Raw genomic sequence first — 16,647 nt, forward strand, 5'->3', positions numbered from 1 at the left:
CATTGAGGTATATATTAATATTAATTATCTGAACTCAGGAATTAAGCCATGTTATTTCTTCATTTAAAATCACCATTGCCTATATTCAAAACGCTAATGGTTTCTACTTTATTAATTGGTACTGTACAACTGATGATAGGTTGTGACTCACAGGACTCATCTTCAAATAATGACAGTGCTGTGCAAACAGATAGTGTAAACAAGGAGGTAATTAAGAATGATGAGGTATCTATAAATTCAGCGCCTACGGATAAAGTACAGACTAACGAAGTAGCAGATATAGCCGATGAGGAAGTCGTCAGCCCGTCAGGTTATCAAAAACTAAGCTTCGGTCAGGTTATTACACCTGAACTGCTCAACAGTTTAGGAATGACCAAATCAAAGAGCGATAATGAACATTGCTATTACGTCAGTAATCCAGAACTGAGCTATGTGGACAAAGAGTACGGTGAACGTGCTTCTGTGCTATATCAAATCATAGATAGTAAAGTTGCCCTGATCAGTATTCAGGACCCAAGTATACGGTTCTATAAAGACATCACCATTGGCAATTCAGCTAAAAACGTTATGAAAGCACATAATGACGAGCTTACTTACGAAGTCGATAAATATGCAGTTGATGGTGACTATTACAGCCTGCTTGCTAACGTCAATTTTAAAGTGATAAAAGAAAGCCCAATTGGAAAATTCTTGCAGAACGAAAACATTGAGCTTAATAATAAACAGGACAAGTTACCTCTACAAATTGAATATCATATCAAGAACGGTCAAAAATTGAATGACTATACGATTAAGGCAACTGAATGGAAAGTAGATGATAAAAACCTATTAAAAGGTGAGGTAGAAAGTATCGATATTGGTATACCGGAAGCGATTTATTTGGTGGAAGGCTGCTCTTAAAAGTTGAACGCAAAAACCCTAGAATCTAGCTTGGTTTTTAGTGAAAGGCTATTTTTTATAAGGTTGAATTGAGCTTCAGCATCACCTTGATTCGTTAATCTTTGAGTTTGATTAAAGTTCAAATCCATCGCTGATAAAGAAAACATAGCTGCGACTAAAAAGAAAATTATTTTGCTCATGAACGAGATTTTAAGCAGTGGCATGGAGAACCTTTACTGAGTGATTTCTTGATTTACATTTGTATGTTAATGCCATAATAGCAGAACTATTTCCGAGCATTTGTGCCGGTGGCTTTTTTAAGTGAAAATCATTTGTCATAAACTCTGTTATAGAAACAGTTAGGGTTTTTGCGGTTCTCTACTGCCCATTTCAGACGGTAAAAAGGTAGTGATTCAACACTGTAATTGTTATAGGAATAGAATCGGTGCGCTATACAGGTATCGATGTGGCAGAGGTATGAGACACCTCGGAACTTTCATACTGTCTAAGATTATTGAATCTCAAATAATCCCAACGCGGTTCAGCATATCCATACGCATCAAAGAAATACTTTTTATGGTATTAATCTGCTCAATATTGATAATGTCGCAAACCTTGTGAGCATAAAACTTTACTGCATACACCCGTGTAAACCATGAAATATACGGCGTCTCTCTAGGGCATGTCCTTAATTCAAGCGATAGTCATCTAACTGGGCAAAAAAAGCAGTAAACCGTAATAGTGACATGATTAGGTAATTAAAATACTAAAAGAGTATCATGTGGGAATTATTTGCATAACGGATGGTAAAAAAGGGAAATGACATCCTGTTTTTTACGAATATTTTTTATTAGGAACAGTCATGCTTCTTCGTTTTATTGCGCGTCATAGCACATTAATTATGCCAGTTTGCGCAATTTTTGGCTTTGTTTTTCCAAACGTATCCAATGCGGTATTAGTATATTTACCCCAAATGCTGTTCTTTTTGATGTTTTTTACTTTACTGGGTATCGACCAATATGCGCTGTTAAAGCGTATAGCGACAAGCTATGTGTGGGTTTTTGCCTTATTACAAAGCGGGGGTATGAGTCTGGTTTTAATACTAGTTGCTTATGTGCTCGGCGTACGTGGCGATTGGCTGTTGGCTATTGCAGGCCTTGGTGCCACTGCCCCGTTATTTGGTAGTGGTGCATTGGTCAATGCGGTGGGGTTTGATGCACAACTGGCGACAGCAAAAACCATCGCTGCTACGCTCATTATGCCATGTACATTATTAGGCGTATTGTGGCTATTAGGCGATAAAAATGCGAATGTAGACATCGGCACTTATATCAATCGCTTGTTGGTTTATATTGTTATGCCAATGGTGCTAGCTGTGGGGGTGCGCCGGTTCGTTTCACCTGCTATTTTGTTACGTTATTATCCCAAAATTGGGCAGTTTAATATTTTACTGCTGATGTTGTTTCCACTGGGGTTGATGGCAGGATTTCGTGCCACCTTTGACCATAATCCGTTGCAAGCATTGTTATTACTGGTGCTAAGTTCTGTATTAGCATTGGTGTTTTATTTTACAGCTTATGTAATATATCGGCGTTTTGGCTATGAAAATGCCATTATCGCTGCGTTGGTGTGTGGTGGACGCAATGTATTGCTTGCTTACACCATAACGGCACCTTTTATGGGTGCGGTGTTTTTACCGTTACTGGGTGCTTTTCAATTACCAGCATTTTGCTTACCCTTGCTGGGCAAATATATGGCAAAACAGCATCAAACATAAAAATCGTTATGGGAACATGTTCCGTTTGCCATACAGGTAGCGAAGCATCGGCTATATAATTAGCATTCTTTCGTCTATCATCCTAAATTGTACGAAATTAATTGACCACGGACTTTGATCATAGGAAAGAAAATGTCGTTCTTTTATCCTAAAGATGTAGATTTTATGGAGATGTTTGGATGCGAGAGTCATATAGATAAGGATGGTTTGCTAGAATCCACATTCATTGATACACAAAATAAAAAAATGGTTTTTTCTATCAGTGATATGCAGAACTCAATATCTGCTTATGTATATCAAGATGAAGCAGTAATATTTAAGATATATGAAGAAGGAGCGATGAGGGTCATGATATATGAAAATCAGATCATTATAGAATATCTGAATTATCAGGATTTATACGCTAAAAGACTGACTATTATTGATGTGTATCCAATATTTAAGATTGACCACTGTACTCTGATAGACAAAGACATGAGCCAACTAAACTAAATGCCTTACAGGTATTTTTATATTAAGATATACCTACACCGAACCAATCAGTCCTTCACTGGTTCGGTACCCTAGTGAGGACTTGAATCTTTGGCTGTAGACTAATGGTAGCAACGTTTTAACTCACTGGAATAGTCACGGTGTACTTCATAGTGTACTTACCATACATATTCCATTCGTGATCGGTGCGCTATACAGGCATCAAACTAACCGTATTGGATACGACTTTAATGAGCGCACAACTGTTAAACTGATAGGTAGGTCATTATCACTAAGCTGTCTTATTAAAATTCCTAGATTATTTTTTACGGTGTTATGAACATAGCTCAATATCGAAGGTAGTTTCGTAACTCCGTAAAATAACTGGTACTTTTGAAAGAGGTCTAATGATAAATCTCACTTATTTAAGTTCAATTCTTTTTGAATAAGTGGGTTACTAGTTATCATATAGTCATGAAAGTCAAAGGGAATTCGTCCCCAGAGTATTCTCATAATATGATTAAAACGGTCACGACACTCGCATGCCTCGTCTTCGTTAAATTTCTCTAATATGTAACATTCTGAAGGATGTATTTGGTTTGTTATCAAGTTATTTATACTATGACCAAGATAGTATAAATCTGCCGCGAACTTTCTGTACAATACCTCGTTACCTTGTAAGCTTGCACACAATTTAATTAAAAAATATTCTAGACTCCAATATTTTTCAATATCCCAAATACACAATTCCTCTAAAGAGTAGTTAAAGGATTTCTCATCCCAAAAAATATCTTTGCATTCACTATATTTTCTAACAGTCATTATTAGTCTCCTGTTTTTCATATTTTCATCGTATGTATTCGTTTCTAGTTATATTATGAATACGCTTGGATGTTGATGACTTTATTTTAAGAAACTTAATTAGGGTATACCCTAGCGGAACCAGTTATTTCTTCCTTCAAACCTATTAACAGACTACTTAAAAAAAACTAGTATAATGGAACCATGTAAAACAGACTTCGTTAGGTTTCTGGCATCAACTATTTGAACAATCACGCTGATTAGCTATAACTTCTCGGTACAAAGTTTTACCCAAACACCTGCCATAATATCCAAAACAACCCTGCCATAACGACAGCGATAACTAGCAACCGTTTCACCCAATAGGGCAGTAATGGTTTTTTATATCCTAACTCATCAAGCTGACTCTCTACACCATCTTGCAGGTTCTTAAACGATTTACCTGTCTTATTGGCTTTGAGACGATTTTTGACCAATTTATCAGATTTATCTTCCGTTTCTGGTTCTCTATCAAAACTAATAGCCTGATTGGGTATGCCTTGTTTGTTTGCGATAGTATTGAGCTTCTGCTGCTGTTTTACCTTTAGCTGTGTCTCATAAGCATCAATCCGTACCTTGGCTTCATCCATGCTGATGTTTTCGTCAGCTGCCAATGTTTTGATGGCCATCACTAGATTATTTTTTTCAATCATGATGGTGATTTCTTTTGGCAGCTTTGTATTGACTGGTTTTGAGCTAGGATCGGCGTTAAACATGGTTGTCCTTATTGCGACGTAAAAATATAAATATGGTGTTGCGTTTATTATAGCTGCTTTACAGACATAATATTCAAGCAAAAAAATACCGCAATCATAATCATGACTGCGGTATTTTAATATCTATCTTTATCAGCATTTCTGCCAATCTTCGATAAATTATAAATCTTTCCAACGTTGGATAGACTCTTTGATGACTTCTTTGGCTTCTGCAACATCACCCCAAGATTCAACAACAGTAGTACCTGGTTTTTTCAGGTCTTTATAATGGCTGAAATGGAACTCTAATTGGTTGATTAGCTGTTTTGGTAAATCAGCTAGGCTGTTGTAAGCATTGCCTGTGTCACGGTCGTCAGCAGGTACGACAACGATTTTGTCATCCACTTCGCCGTCATCAACGAACTTCATGACACCGATTACTTTGGCTTTTAAGAAAATGCCTGTCGGTAATGGTTGCTCAGTAAGCAATAACACATCTAACTCATCGCCATCTTCGTCAAGCGTTTGTGGGATAAAGCCATAGTTGCAAGGCTTAGCAAAAATCTGTGGATCAATACGATCAAGCTCAAATACGGCTAGTTCGCGATTCCATTCGATTTTGTGGCTGCTACCAGCTGGAATTTCTACTACTACGTTGATGATGCCGCCATCTACGTCGCCTGCGTCTAGAATTTTATTAAAATCAGCCATAAAATGCTCCAGTTCTATTTTGTTTTAAATATTTGAATAGTATATAGGGGTTGGGCTGCGATATTGTCATATCATCGCTGCACCAATTGTACCGACAGCGATTATAGCAAGTTTGCTACAAATTTTCTCATATTGCTTAAGTCTAAGGGCGCAAGAGATTATGCAAAAAAAGATTATGCAAAAATGGACTCAAAACTCACTTTGGTGCAAGTGCTCGTAGTTCAATTATGCCAGCATGACGTTTGGCAATATTATCAATCAGCTTCTGAGTTACTTGCTCATAGCTTAAAGCGTTGCTGATCTGTTGAGTTACTTGTGCACTTGGCGCTTTTTGCATGGCCACAAAGTCAGACAGTCGTAGCATTTGCATCCCTGCATAACCGCAAGGATTAATAGCATTGAATGCTGACAAATCACAATTTAAATTGACAGCAATACCATGGTAACTAAAGCCATGCTTGATCTTAAAGCCTAGAGAGGCCATTTTCCCAAGCATGATTTTATCATCAACAGGTGTGTCGTTGGTTTGCGTATCGGTATTGCTATCTGGTTCAGGCATATCTGCATATAAGTAAACACCGGGTGCATCGCGACGTGCGTGGGCGCTGATATTATTACTAGAGGCCTCTGAATCCTGTAAGCATTCATTAATCACATCTTCGATAGCTTGTTCTGCATGTGATACTAAGTTGCGCACACTCCAGCCCAAACTGTTTAAGTCAAACAACCAATAAACAACCAGTTGTCCATGGCCGTGCCAAGTGACTTGACCACCGCGGTCAGTCTTGATGATGGGCGTATTGGTATGTTGTAAGATGTGCTCTTCTTTACCGGCCTGCCCTAGAGTATAGACGTCATTATGATCGACAATCCATAGCTCGTCAGGCGTTCGCAGTCCTTGTTCTTTTTTTAGAGTAATGCGGTCTAATGTACGTTGTAGCATCGCATCATGGGTCGGATTATAGTCGGCTGCTGATAGATATTTAGTGATCAGCGTTTCATTGAGCGGTTGCGTGATATTTTCCATGAGGGTAATAGTCTTATTGTTTCTAGTTTAAAAGTTTGAGTTATTAATATTTTGGAGGTGTCGTTTCTTGATATGAAGTGTAGCAGTTTTTCAGATTGTCACCCAAAGTTATATTTTGTGCCTGTGTAAACAGTGCTTGTGTAAACTGTATCTCTATAAATTGAGACTTTATAAATTTCGCCTCTGTAAAACTCATAAAGATCAGCTGTGTACAGACGCAGTAGTCAACTGAATTTGCTGTTCATTGGCTATTGACTACGCTACATTAAAGGATAGTGAATAAATGCGTAGGGTTTTACTATTTATAGATTGCCCTTGACTAGAAATACAGCATTTGTAACCCAATATAGAAGCTATGACCTAAGATAGTACAGTGACGCTAATACATATAACAAGGAAGCTAAATGACAGATAATAACCAGAATACCAGTGAGCAGACTGCAATGGATGCCAGTCTAGTAGCACAAGGAGCGCCTAAAATGCTTAGTACCGCCAATACTATTGATGAGATGCGCGCACAGTTTGCACACCTGCAAGCACTCAGCCGGACGAAGCCAATCAACGATTGGGCAACGCGTGAGACTCAACTCGACAACTTAGAGATCATGCTCAGCGATAATCAAGTCAGTTTTGCTAAGGCAATCAATGCAGATTTTGGTTATCGCAGTGAGTCAGAGACGCAGTTTGCCGAACTGTTTCCGAGCTTTACGGGTATCAGCCATGCCAAAAAACACGGCAAAAAATGGATGAAAACTCAGCGAGCTTCTATTTCAGCCTTGTATATGCCTGCTCATAACGAAATTCAGCCGCAGCCATTAGGTGTCGTCGGTATTATGGTGCCTTGGAACTACCCATTATTCTTGGCAGTAGGGCCATTGATTGATGCGCTAACGGCGGGCAATCGGGTGATGATTAAGATGAGCGAAGCAGCGCCACAATTTGCCCAAGCATTTGCGGATGCGGTTGCGCGCTATTTCTCTCCAGACATGGTTTGTGTGGTTTTAGGCGAGGTCGATATCGCTGCTGCATTTAGCTCGTTACCGTTTGATCACCTGCTTTATACAGGGTCAACGGCAGTGGGTAAAAAAGTCATGGCAGCGGCGGCGCCTAATTTGACGCCAGTCACGCTTGAGCTTGGTGGTAAGTCTCCCGTGGTTGTATTGGATGATGCCAATCTAGAGTCGGTGGTCAATCGTGTGATGATGGGCAAGACATTGAATGCTGGTCAAACTTGTATTGCCCCTGACTATGTGTTGATTCAACGTCAATATCATGAGCAGTTCATCAGTTTGGCAAAAGCATGGATGGAAAAACACTATCCTAATATTGAGAACAATCCAGATTATTCGCGCATCATCAATGGTGACCAGTTTAAACGAGTCAAAGGCTATCTAGATTCGTTGTCAGGTAACGAGATATATCCGCTTACTGCTATTGAGGCCAATATCGAAACGCGTCTAATGCCGCCAGTGATTGTGAGTGAGCCTGCGGCTGATAGTGCTGTCATGCAAAATGAGATTTTTGCACCGATACTGCCATTGATGCATTATGAGACGCTTGATGATGCAATTGCGTTTGTAAATGCACGTCCACGACCATTAGCCTTATACATTTTTGGTGATAACTATGGTGGTATCGAAAAAGTGCGTAACAACACGGTCTCTGGTGGTCTATGTATTAATGAAGTTCTGATACATGTGGCTCAGCATGATTTGCCGTTTGGCGGTGTCGGTGAATCAGGTACTGGTGTTTACCATGGCAAGGCAGGATTTGAGCGTTTAAGCCATATGAAACCCGTGTTTGTACAATCGAAGCTCAATGGTCTGAATCTGTTATTACCACCTTATGGTGGGCTGTTCAAAAAGGCTATGGCACTGTTTTTGAAATAGTATTTTGAAGTAGTGATATATTCAAGTTTAAAATAGCGATGCTTTTAATATTACTGTGTTGAAGCAGCTATTTGGTGTATATCGATTTCGTATCATTGATATGTTAAACAGACAATATGATAAGAAATAGCATTTACTTAGGTAAGTGCTATTTTTTTGTCAAAAATATGAGTAGATTGATAAGGTTTAATCACTATTTTCAATATTATTAGCAGCGTGATAATGGTGCTGACTAAGCGAAAAATAAGCATTTGTCATCAGTCTGATAAGTCGCTACACTTTGTAGTAAGTCTAGACAGCAGTATTGTGTCATCGATTTAATGCCGCATCAATTATCAATAGGACACCCCATGCGCCAATGGATTGCGTTAAGTTTACTCTGTATGAGCGTGCTGTTATTGCCGATATCGGCGTCAGCAGCTTGCGAATCACCAATTAAGTTTGGCGCGCTGACATGGGAGAGTGGCCAGTTCACCTCAGGGGTGCTCAAGTACATCGCTGAAGAGGGTTATGGTTGTACAGTTGAAGAAGTGCCAGGAGCAGGCCCTGCGCTTGATACAGCGTTGTCACAAAATGATATCCAAGTCATTGGTGAACAGTGGGTTGGCCGCTCACCGATCATGGAGCAAGCCATTGAGCAGAATAAGGTAGCAATCATTGGCGATACGCTTAAAGGCGGTGCAACCCAAGGTTGGTATGTTCCTGACTATGTATTAGAAGAAAATCCAGGTCTACGCAATTATCAGGATCTGCCTAAATACGCTGAGCTGTTTAAAGATCCTGAAGACCCTAGTAAGTCTCGTTTTATGAACTGTCCCTCTGGTTGGACGTGTGAGATATTCAATACCCGTTTGCTAAAAACCACAGGTCTAGACAGTACCTTCAACAATGCTCATCCTGGTACAGGTGCTGCGCTTGATGCCGAAATCTCTTCTGCCTTTGAGCAGCACAAGCCACTCTTATTTTACTACTGGCAACCTACGGGCCTGATGGCAAAATATGATTTTGCGCCATTAGCGTTTCCTGCCCATAACGACGCCTGCTGGCAGGATTTGTTACTAGCAGATGGTACTATGGATTGTGTCTCTGGATTCCCTGTATCGCCTTTAGGTATTGCAGTCTCTAAGCCATTTATTGAGTCTAATCCTGAGCTGGCGGATGTCTTCAAAAAAATACAGTTCACTTCTGAGGAGCTCAATGGCGCTATCTTAGAGATGAGTGAAAGCAAACGTAGCGGTGATGAGCAAGCATTGGTGTTTTTGCGTGAGAACCCGAATGTTTGGCAAGTGTGGTTATCTAACGAGGCTGCTACCAATCTTGCGGCGAAGTTAGGTATCAGCTTAACAGGCGATGCTATCGACAATACGGCTGTTAATAATAACTCTGCCAATGATAACTTTGCCAGTGATAACCAGCTCGGCCTCGCATCAAGCTTCCCCTCATGGTCACTTGAGACACCGCTTAATAATACATTGGCAAGCGTTGTTCAAAATTACGGTGACGTCTTTCGCAGCATCAGTACGATGGCTTTAACCTATTTATTGCTACCCATTGAGCGCCTATTAACGGTCATTCCACCATGGTTGATTATTGCATTTGTCACGGTGCTGGGCTGGTTTGGTGTGCGTAAGGTTTGGTTTGCGCTGGCATGCGGTGCAGGGCTGTTCCTCATTGGTGCCTTTGGACTATGGGGTGCGTTGATTGATACTTTTGCACTGCTCATCGTATCAGTATTGGTTACGGTAGTAATTGGTATTCCTATTGGCATTGCGATGGCAGTCAGTCAGCTGCTCCGCAAGGTTGTGACACCGATACTGGATGTCATGCAGACCATGCCCAGCTTTGTCTATCTCATACCAGTGCTCATGTTATTTGGGATTGGTAAAGTGCCTGCATTGTTTGCCACCATTATTTATGCACTGCCGCCATTAATTCGTCTGACGACATTAGGGATTACGCAAGTCAATCATGAAATGGTAGAGGCGGGGCGCTCATTTGGTAGCACACATTTGCAGTTACTTATTTGGATTAAATTGCCTCAAGCATTGCCTAGTATCATGGCGGGCGTCAACCAAGCGGTGATGATGTCGCTATCCATGGTGGTGCTTGCTTCTATGATTGGTGCGCCTGGCCTTGGCGAAGATGTGTTGCAATCTATCCAAACCCTCAATATTGGTCAAGGCTTACAAGCAGGTACGGCGATTGTCATTGTGGCTATTATTATTGATCGTATTACTCAGGCATTTGGTCAAGGCAAGCGGGCCCGTCAAAAAACGATTGACGCAAGCAGACGCTCGATTGGTTAATGTCTTGGTCGGTTATAAAAGAAATTAAGCTGACATTTGAATATGAGAGTTTGAAGATGAACGTTTGAATGGGCTAACAATGAAGACAGGCCTTAATAAAAAATACCAATAGTGAGAACCACAATGAATCACATCCGGCTAGAGAACATCAGTAAGATTTATAATGCCAGCAGCACGCAAGCGAAATCTGTGATGGCATTATTGGCTGAAGGTATGGATAGTGTTGCGGTGAAGGAGCAAACAGGTTACTCGGTTGGGCTATATGATATTAATTTAGACGTTAAAGCGGGCGAGCTACACTGTATTATGGGGCTGTCAGGCTCCGGAAAATCAACCTTGATACGGCATATCAATCGCTTAATCGATCCAACCAGTGGCAAGATATGGGTCGATACGAGTATCGATGCGCAGACCACTATCACAGATGACGATGTAATTGCAGCTAATCAAAAACCATCTGCGGCTATCAATGTATTAGAGCTGAATGATAAGGAGCTGCAACATTATCGCCAGCAAACTGTCAGTATGGTCTTTCAGCACTTTGGGCTAATGCCACACATGACAGTTATGCAAAACGTCGCTTACGGTTTGCGTGTGCGAAAAATGAGTACCGAAGAGCGCCACGAAATTGCACGGTATTGGCTAAATGAGGTTGGGCTACCTAATTTAGAGCATAGCTATCCGGATGAGTTGTCGGGAGGCATGCAGCAGCGTGTGGGTCTGGCGCGTGCTTTGGCCACTGATAATCCAATCTTACTGATGGATGAGGCGTTCTCTGCACTTGACCCACTCATTCGTGCGCAGTTGCAAGATCAACTACTTGAGCTACAAGAGCGGCTACACAAGACCATTGTTTTTATCACTCATGACATAGATGAAGCGGTTAAGGTCGGTCAGCGTATCAGTATTTTGAATGGCGGACGCTTAGTTCAAACGGGCACACCCAATGATTTACGCCACAACCCAGCGGATGACTATGTCGCACAGTTTATGCGTGCTAAAGCATAAAGCCTGTTCAGTATTTATTGATAGGTTTGTGCGGTATATTTATGGAAGGTGTGAGTAATCGTAGTAATTCTGCTGCAATTAATCGCGAACTCTGAAATGAACGGCAAACTTCGTTATACTTGACGGCTTGTTAATGATTCTTCATCTTTTATTATTCGCATATGATGTCGCTTTGAGTATTGGGTGGCGTTTATTTCTTATTTTTGTGTTTTTTAAGGCCATAGCATGACTGCTACCTATGCACCTATTATTACCTCGTTACTTGATAATGACTTATATAAATTTACGATGTTACAAGCCATGCTGCATCAGTTTCCACAAACGCATGGTGTGTATCGTTTTCGCTGCCGTAATAATAAAGATGCCCTCTATCCATTGGCTGATATTAAAGAGCCGTTAGAGAGGCAATTAGACAGTCTGTGCGAGCTGCGATTTTTAGAAGATGAGCTGGAGTACTTGCGCGGCTTACGCTTTATGCGTTCAGATTTCGTCGATTATCTAGAACTGTTTAAGCTGAAACGTCGCTTTATCACTGTCAGTACCGATGAAGAAGGTCGCTTGTTTATCGATATTGAAGGGCCGATGATTCAAGCGATGTTTTTTGAAGTATTCGTCTTAGCCATTGTTAATGAATTATATTTTGATGCATTATCCAGTGACATTGTGATTGAAGAAGGTCAGCGTAGGCTCGATGGGAAAGTTATTTTATTGCATCAATATGCAGCAGAACAGACAAAAGAAAACGGTGATACACCACCATTTATTGTCGCTGATTTTGGTACTCGTAGGCGGTTTAGCAAAGCGTGGCAAGCGCATGTGGTGCAGACGTTGCATCACGCTGAACCAAAAATCGTCAGCGGCACATCTAACGTGTATCTAGCAAAAAAATTAGGTATGACGCCAATCGGCACCATGGCGCACGAGTTTATGCAGGCATTTCAGGCATTGGATGTGCGTTTGCGTGATTCACAGAAAGCTGCGCTTGAAGCATGGGTACATGAGTATCGTGGTGATTTGGGTATTGCATTGACGGATGTCGTTGGGATGGATGCATTCTTACGTGATTTTGATTTATATTTTGCCAAGCTGTTTGACGGCCTGCGTCATGATAGTGGTGATCCCTATATTTGGGGTGATAAGGCGATTGCTCATTATGAGAAATTGAAGATAGATCCAAAGACTAAAATACTCACCTTTAGTGATGGTTTGAATCTTGATAAAGCGTGGGAGCTGCATCAATACTTTAAGGATCGCATTAGAACAAGCTTTGGTATTGGTACCAATCTCACCAATGATATGGGTATCACACCAATTAATATTGTGCTGAAATTGGTTGAGTGTAACGGGCAGCCAGTGGCGAAACTTTCTGATAGCCCAGGCAAGACCATGATCAATAATGACACGTATCTTGCCTATCTTCGCCAAGTATTCGAGGTGGATGAACCAGAGTAAGTGTAACTTAGCTGTCTACTTCATCAGATTTAATGTCTTCAGCAAAGGCGGCATCTAGTGCTTGTTGTACCGCATTGATGCGGGTCTCGCAAACGCGATAAGCCGCAATGGACTCTTCAACCGTTGTCATTAGATTATCAATATCAGGCTCGTCTTGTTGCTGTAATTCAGCCGCATTGGTTTTTAGAATATCATAAGCCGCCTTAAAGGTTTTTGGGGCGGCTTTTTTGCGTCGACGAGTAGGGGTAGTCATAAAATTTCCTAATTTTAAAGGTAAAATAAATAGATGGGTAATCGTTAGATATTATTATGTCGTTAAGTTGGTATATCTGCGGTTTCCGACGCTTTTTGATTCGTATTGACATCAATAATCTGCGCTTTTGCTTTGCCGTCTTTTAGGACGATATGCACAGTTTGCTCAGGAGATAGCTGGGTACTACTGGTCAGTATCTGTTTTTCTTTTGTGTCAGTCAGCATGGTATAACCTTGCTTAAGCACACGAGATGGTCGATGCAGTAGCACAATGTCACGTAGATGCTCACTGTCACGTTGCGCTTGTACGACTTGTTGCTGAGCACTCTGCATAACAGATTTCTGATGATTCTGACTATAAGTAGCAGCCGTGACTAATTGCTGATCGGCAGAGGTTTGTGTTTGTACACGCAGCTCGCTTGTCAATCTGATGGCTTGCTTTACTTGGCGCTGTGCGCTTTGCTGAATATTGCGCCATGCATAATCGCTGTCTTTTCTCAGGGATGTTAGCTGTCCAATCGTTTGTGACTGTATTTGGCTCAACTGTCGTGATGTTTGCTGCTCGGCAGTATTCAGTTGACGCTGAGCAGCTTGCTTGATTTGCGCTCGATACTGTAGTGTCTGAGCGACCAGTTGCGCCAAATGACTACTAATCGCAGCGATTACTTTTGATGGCGTATCAAAGCTTGTGTGCGCGACTTCATCTAATATGACTTTGTCACGCTCATGACCGATACCGACCCAGACAGGAATAGGCTGCTCAGCGACTAAAGCGGCCAGCTCATAATCATTGAGATAAGCCAAATCACCAACAGCACCGCCACCACGAATAATCACTAATAAATCTGGCAAATGCTGATACGTGTCGTAAAATTGCTGTTGAGCGCTGACAATAGCTTGGCGGATTTCAGCAGGCGCATGATTGCCTTGAAAAGTGGCGTTATGGTAATGGAAATGACAAGCACCTGTACTGGCTAAGCGATCAGCATCTGCTTGAAAATCTCCTAGTCCAGCGGCTTTTTCAGGTGCGATTACAATGACATGCTCTATATCAAATGGGGCAGGCAGTTGCTGATTGAGATGTAATAACCCTTCGCCTGTTAGACGGTCGACCATCTCCGCATATTGTCGTGCAAGATCACCTAGCGTATAGCTAGGATCGATGTCTTCAATAGTGAGCGAGAAGCCATATTGCGCATGAAAACCTGCTGATACTTTTAATAAAACGGTCAAATCACGATCGAGTGGCATACCCGTTGCGCGCTCAAACTTTGCTAGGACACGTGCCGCTTTAAAGCGCCAAAGATTACCACGGCAGCTAGCAATAACTTTACCGTCATCATCTTTTTCTGCCAGTTCAAAATAATAATGTCCGCCTTTGCTAGACAGGTTACGAATCTCTGCCTTCACCCATACACGGTGATTAAAGGTTTGTTTGATAACCATATCAACCGCTGATAAGTAATCGCTCAGACGCAATACGGTATCTTCTAAATTGACTTCAAGGTTGTTTTCTTGCTCAGCCAACTCAGCCTCTAAAGTCGCCAAATCTTTAGCAGGCGTTATTACTTTCGCTTGTTTGATACTTGAAAGATTGGGTTTGCGCATAAATAGTAGACCGAAGATGATGAAAGCTTAAAAGCGAGTTGCTTATTGGTTTTCTATGGACTGATAACTTATAGATTGACTAGAAGCTATTGAGTATTGAATAGGGTAGTTTACCCCAAAAGCGTACACACAAAAAGAGAAGCCAACAAGTCTGCGATAAGAATAATATATTAATCGTAGACTTGTTGGCTAAATGCTAAACAGCAATCTTTTTCTGAAGGATATTGATATTATTGGCAGCGGAAATTAATCATATACTCATAATCGTCATCACGTGATAACTCTGGTGAGCCTGTACCAAAAATTGAACCGACGACTGCACCTACTTGTCCAACCATACGGCCAGTGCGTTCATCTAAAATGCCGTTATAAGTTACTGTATCATCAACGATAATGACTTGCTTGCTTTGGCAGGTTTTTTGCGCGCTGTCTATCGCATTTTGCTGTGCTTTTACTTTGGTCTCTGCGATGCCAGTTGTCTCATAAATAGAGTTGGCGCGCTGGATAACGGGTGACGAAGGTGTACTTTGGCAAGCACTTAAGGCGAGTGCCGCAGCCATAGTCGCGGTTAAGGTGGCAGTTTTATTAAAAGTATTCATAAGTGGTTTTCAATCCTTGTCAGTCGAACATAAATATCAATGTTAAGCAGATATTGTGTGAGCAATATATCAACTAATGTGTCGTCCAGTAACGCTTAAGAATTTAACCTATTCGACTCTTGGTTGTCTAGGCGGTTCTTGTGTTCTGTATTACAGGGACATTTCATAGCTGCTTTGCTTGTCTGGCTATAATATATTTCATTTTTATCGCTACTTTCAAAATAAGAATACACCCTAATATTATAGATACCGCCAACTCTAGCCATTCATCATTCATCATTCGTCAAAAATTAAAAAAGCGGTCCTTGGTCACAGCAAATCACTTGAAATAAAAACCATATCTAGGATAATTGAGGCATTCACTCTTAATTAATAAGTAATTGTATGCAATTGATTCCTGCTCCTGCTGGCGTGCTAGAAGTTGACGCACTATGGCAACAAGACAACCCTAACGATCCAAATACTGATACCGTGGCACTACTTTGCCATCCAAATCCGTTATTTGACGGTACGATGAATAACAAAGTAGTCACGACCATGTATCGTTTTGCCCGTGACAATGGGATGCATGTCGTGCGTTTTAACTTTCGCGGCGTAGGGCAGTCAACTGGTGAGCATGATTATGCTGAAGGGGAAGTGGTGGATGCAATGACCGTGCTACAATGGATTGCTGAGCAGACCAATGCACGAAAGTTATGGCTTGGTGGTTTTTCTTTTGGTGGTTATGTGACGGCACGTGTGGCTGAGCAAGTGATCGAGGCGTCCCATATATGGGGACTGAGTGACTTTGAGGTATCAAACATTGCGCTGATCGCACCATCAGTTGAAAAAAATGATAGCAGTGACATTAGCTTACCTGCTGATAAAACCTTTGAGATTTATGGCAATGCGGATGAAGTCATCGACCCTAATAATATGCAGGAGTTTGCTGATCGACTGGGTATTCCTGTGAGCATCGTAGACGGAGCAGGTCACTTTTTTCACGGGCGTTTGTCAGAATTGAAAGGTTTGCTAGAAAAACACAGCATTTAAAGGTTTTACTTGAATGTGGTCAGGTAAAATTTATTTGTTATTTTAATATTTATTTAGGGTGTGTCATCAATTAGATTGTGAGGCTTAAAATGAGAAAAATT

Annotated in this window: 14 protein-coding genes; 8 read left to right on the forward strand and 6 right to left on the reverse strand. The window is 41.1% G+C overall.

Annotated elements, in window-relative coordinates:
• Positions 1–48: 48 nt before the first annotated feature.
• From ACZW67_RS07805 to ACZW67_RS07815, 3 genes are all read left to right on the forward strand, one after another.
• Complete coding sequence (locus ACZW67_RS07805; protein WP_465182803.1) at positions 49–900, forward strand: hypothetical protein; 852 nt, start codon at positions 49–51, stop codon at positions 898–900.
• Between the two features lie 841 nt (positions 901–1,741).
• Positions 1,742–2,656, forward strand: a complete 915-nt coding sequence (locus ACZW67_RS07810) for a lantibiotic ABC transporter permease (protein WP_465182804.1) — start codon at positions 1,742–1,744, stop codon at positions 2,654–2,656.
• 132 nt (positions 2,657–2,788) lie between these two features.
• The gene (locus tag ACZW67_RS07815) at positions 2,789–3,148 is read left to right on the forward strand and encodes a hypothetical protein (protein WP_201591285.1); all 360 of its coding nucleotides are present in this window, start codon (positions 2,789–2,791) and stop codon (positions 3,146–3,148) included.
• 1,067 nt (positions 3,149–4,215) lie between these two features.
• Here the strand turns inward: ACZW67_RS07815 and ACZW67_RS07820 are convergent.
• The 3 genes from ACZW67_RS07820 to lipB all read right to left on the reverse strand — a co-directional run bounded on the left by ACZW67_RS07820 (position 4,216) and on the right by lipB (position 6,400).
• A complete protein-coding gene (locus tag ACZW67_RS07820) occupies positions 4,216–4,683 on the reverse strand; it encodes a hypothetical protein (protein WP_465182805.1) in 468 nt (155 codons plus the stop codon).
• A gap of 159 nt (positions 4,684–4,842) precedes the next feature.
• Positions 4,843–5,373, reverse strand: coding sequence for an inorganic diphosphatase (locus ACZW67_RS07825; protein WP_010198287.1), 531 nt, complete (start codon positions 5,371–5,373; stop codon positions 4,843–4,845).
• Between the two features lie 196 nt (positions 5,374–5,569).
• A complete protein-coding gene (lipB, locus tag ACZW67_RS07830) occupies positions 5,570–6,400 on the reverse strand; it encodes a lipoyl(octanoyl) transferase LipB (protein ID WP_465182806.1) in 831 nt (276 codons plus the stop codon).
• A gap of 404 nt (positions 6,401–6,804) precedes the next feature.
• Between lipB and ACZW67_RS07835 the strand changes: the two genes are divergently transcribed.
• The 4 genes from ACZW67_RS07835 to pncB all read left to right on the forward strand — a co-directional run bounded on the left by ACZW67_RS07835 (position 6,805) and on the right by pncB (position 13,055).
• Positions 6,805–8,289: a coniferyl aldehyde dehydrogenase gene (locus ACZW67_RS07835; RefSeq protein WP_465182807.1), complete on the forward strand. Its 1,485-nt coding sequence runs from the start codon at positions 6,805–6,807 to the stop codon at positions 8,287–8,289.
• 350 nt (positions 8,290–8,639) lie between these two features.
• A complete protein-coding gene (locus ACZW67_RS07840; RefSeq protein WP_465182808.1) occupies positions 8,640–10,595 on the forward strand; it encodes a glycine betaine ABC transporter substrate-binding protein in 1,956 nt (651 codons plus the stop codon).
• 123 nt (positions 10,596–10,718) lie between these two features.
• Positions 10,719–11,603, forward strand: coding sequence for an ATP-binding cassette domain-containing protein (locus ACZW67_RS07845; protein WP_465182809.1), 885 nt, complete (start codon positions 10,719–10,721; stop codon positions 11,601–11,603).
• 225 nt (positions 11,604–11,828) lie between these two features.
• Positions 11,829–13,055, forward strand: a complete 1,227-nt coding sequence (gene pncB, locus ACZW67_RS07850; RefSeq protein WP_465182810.1) for a nicotinate phosphoribosyltransferase — start codon at positions 11,829–11,831, stop codon at positions 13,053–13,055.
• Between the two features lie 7 nt (positions 13,056–13,062).
• Here the strand turns inward: pncB and xseB are convergent, their stop codons facing one another.
• The 3 genes from xseB to ACZW67_RS07865 all read right to left on the reverse strand — a co-directional run bounded on the left by xseB (position 13,063) and on the right by ACZW67_RS07865 (position 15,514).
• Complete coding sequence (xseB, locus tag ACZW67_RS07855; RefSeq protein WP_465182811.1) at positions 13,063–13,308, reverse strand: exodeoxyribonuclease VII small subunit; 246 nt, start codon at positions 13,306–13,308, stop codon at positions 13,063–13,065.
• Between the two features lie 62 nt (positions 13,309–13,370).
• The gene (xseA, locus tag ACZW67_RS07860; RefSeq protein ID WP_465182812.1) at positions 13,371–14,915 is read right to left on the reverse strand and encodes an exodeoxyribonuclease VII large subunit; all 1,545 of its coding nucleotides are present in this window, start codon (positions 14,913–14,915) and stop codon (positions 13,371–13,373) included.
• A gap of 230 nt (positions 14,916–15,145) precedes the next feature.
• Entirely contained in the window at positions 15,146–15,514 is a 369-nt protein-coding gene (locus ACZW67_RS07865; RefSeq protein ID WP_465182813.1) for a hypothetical protein, read from the reverse strand.
• 384 nt (positions 15,515–15,898) lie between these two features.
• Between ACZW67_RS07865 and ACZW67_RS07870 the strand changes: the two genes are divergently transcribed.
• A complete protein-coding gene (locus ACZW67_RS07870) occupies positions 15,899–16,546 on the forward strand; it encodes an alpha/beta hydrolase (protein WP_110923004.1) in 648 nt (215 codons plus the stop codon).
• Positions 16,547–16,647: the final 101 nt, after the last annotated feature.

The organism is Psychrobacter sp. TPE 89C (genome assembly GCF_055522395.1).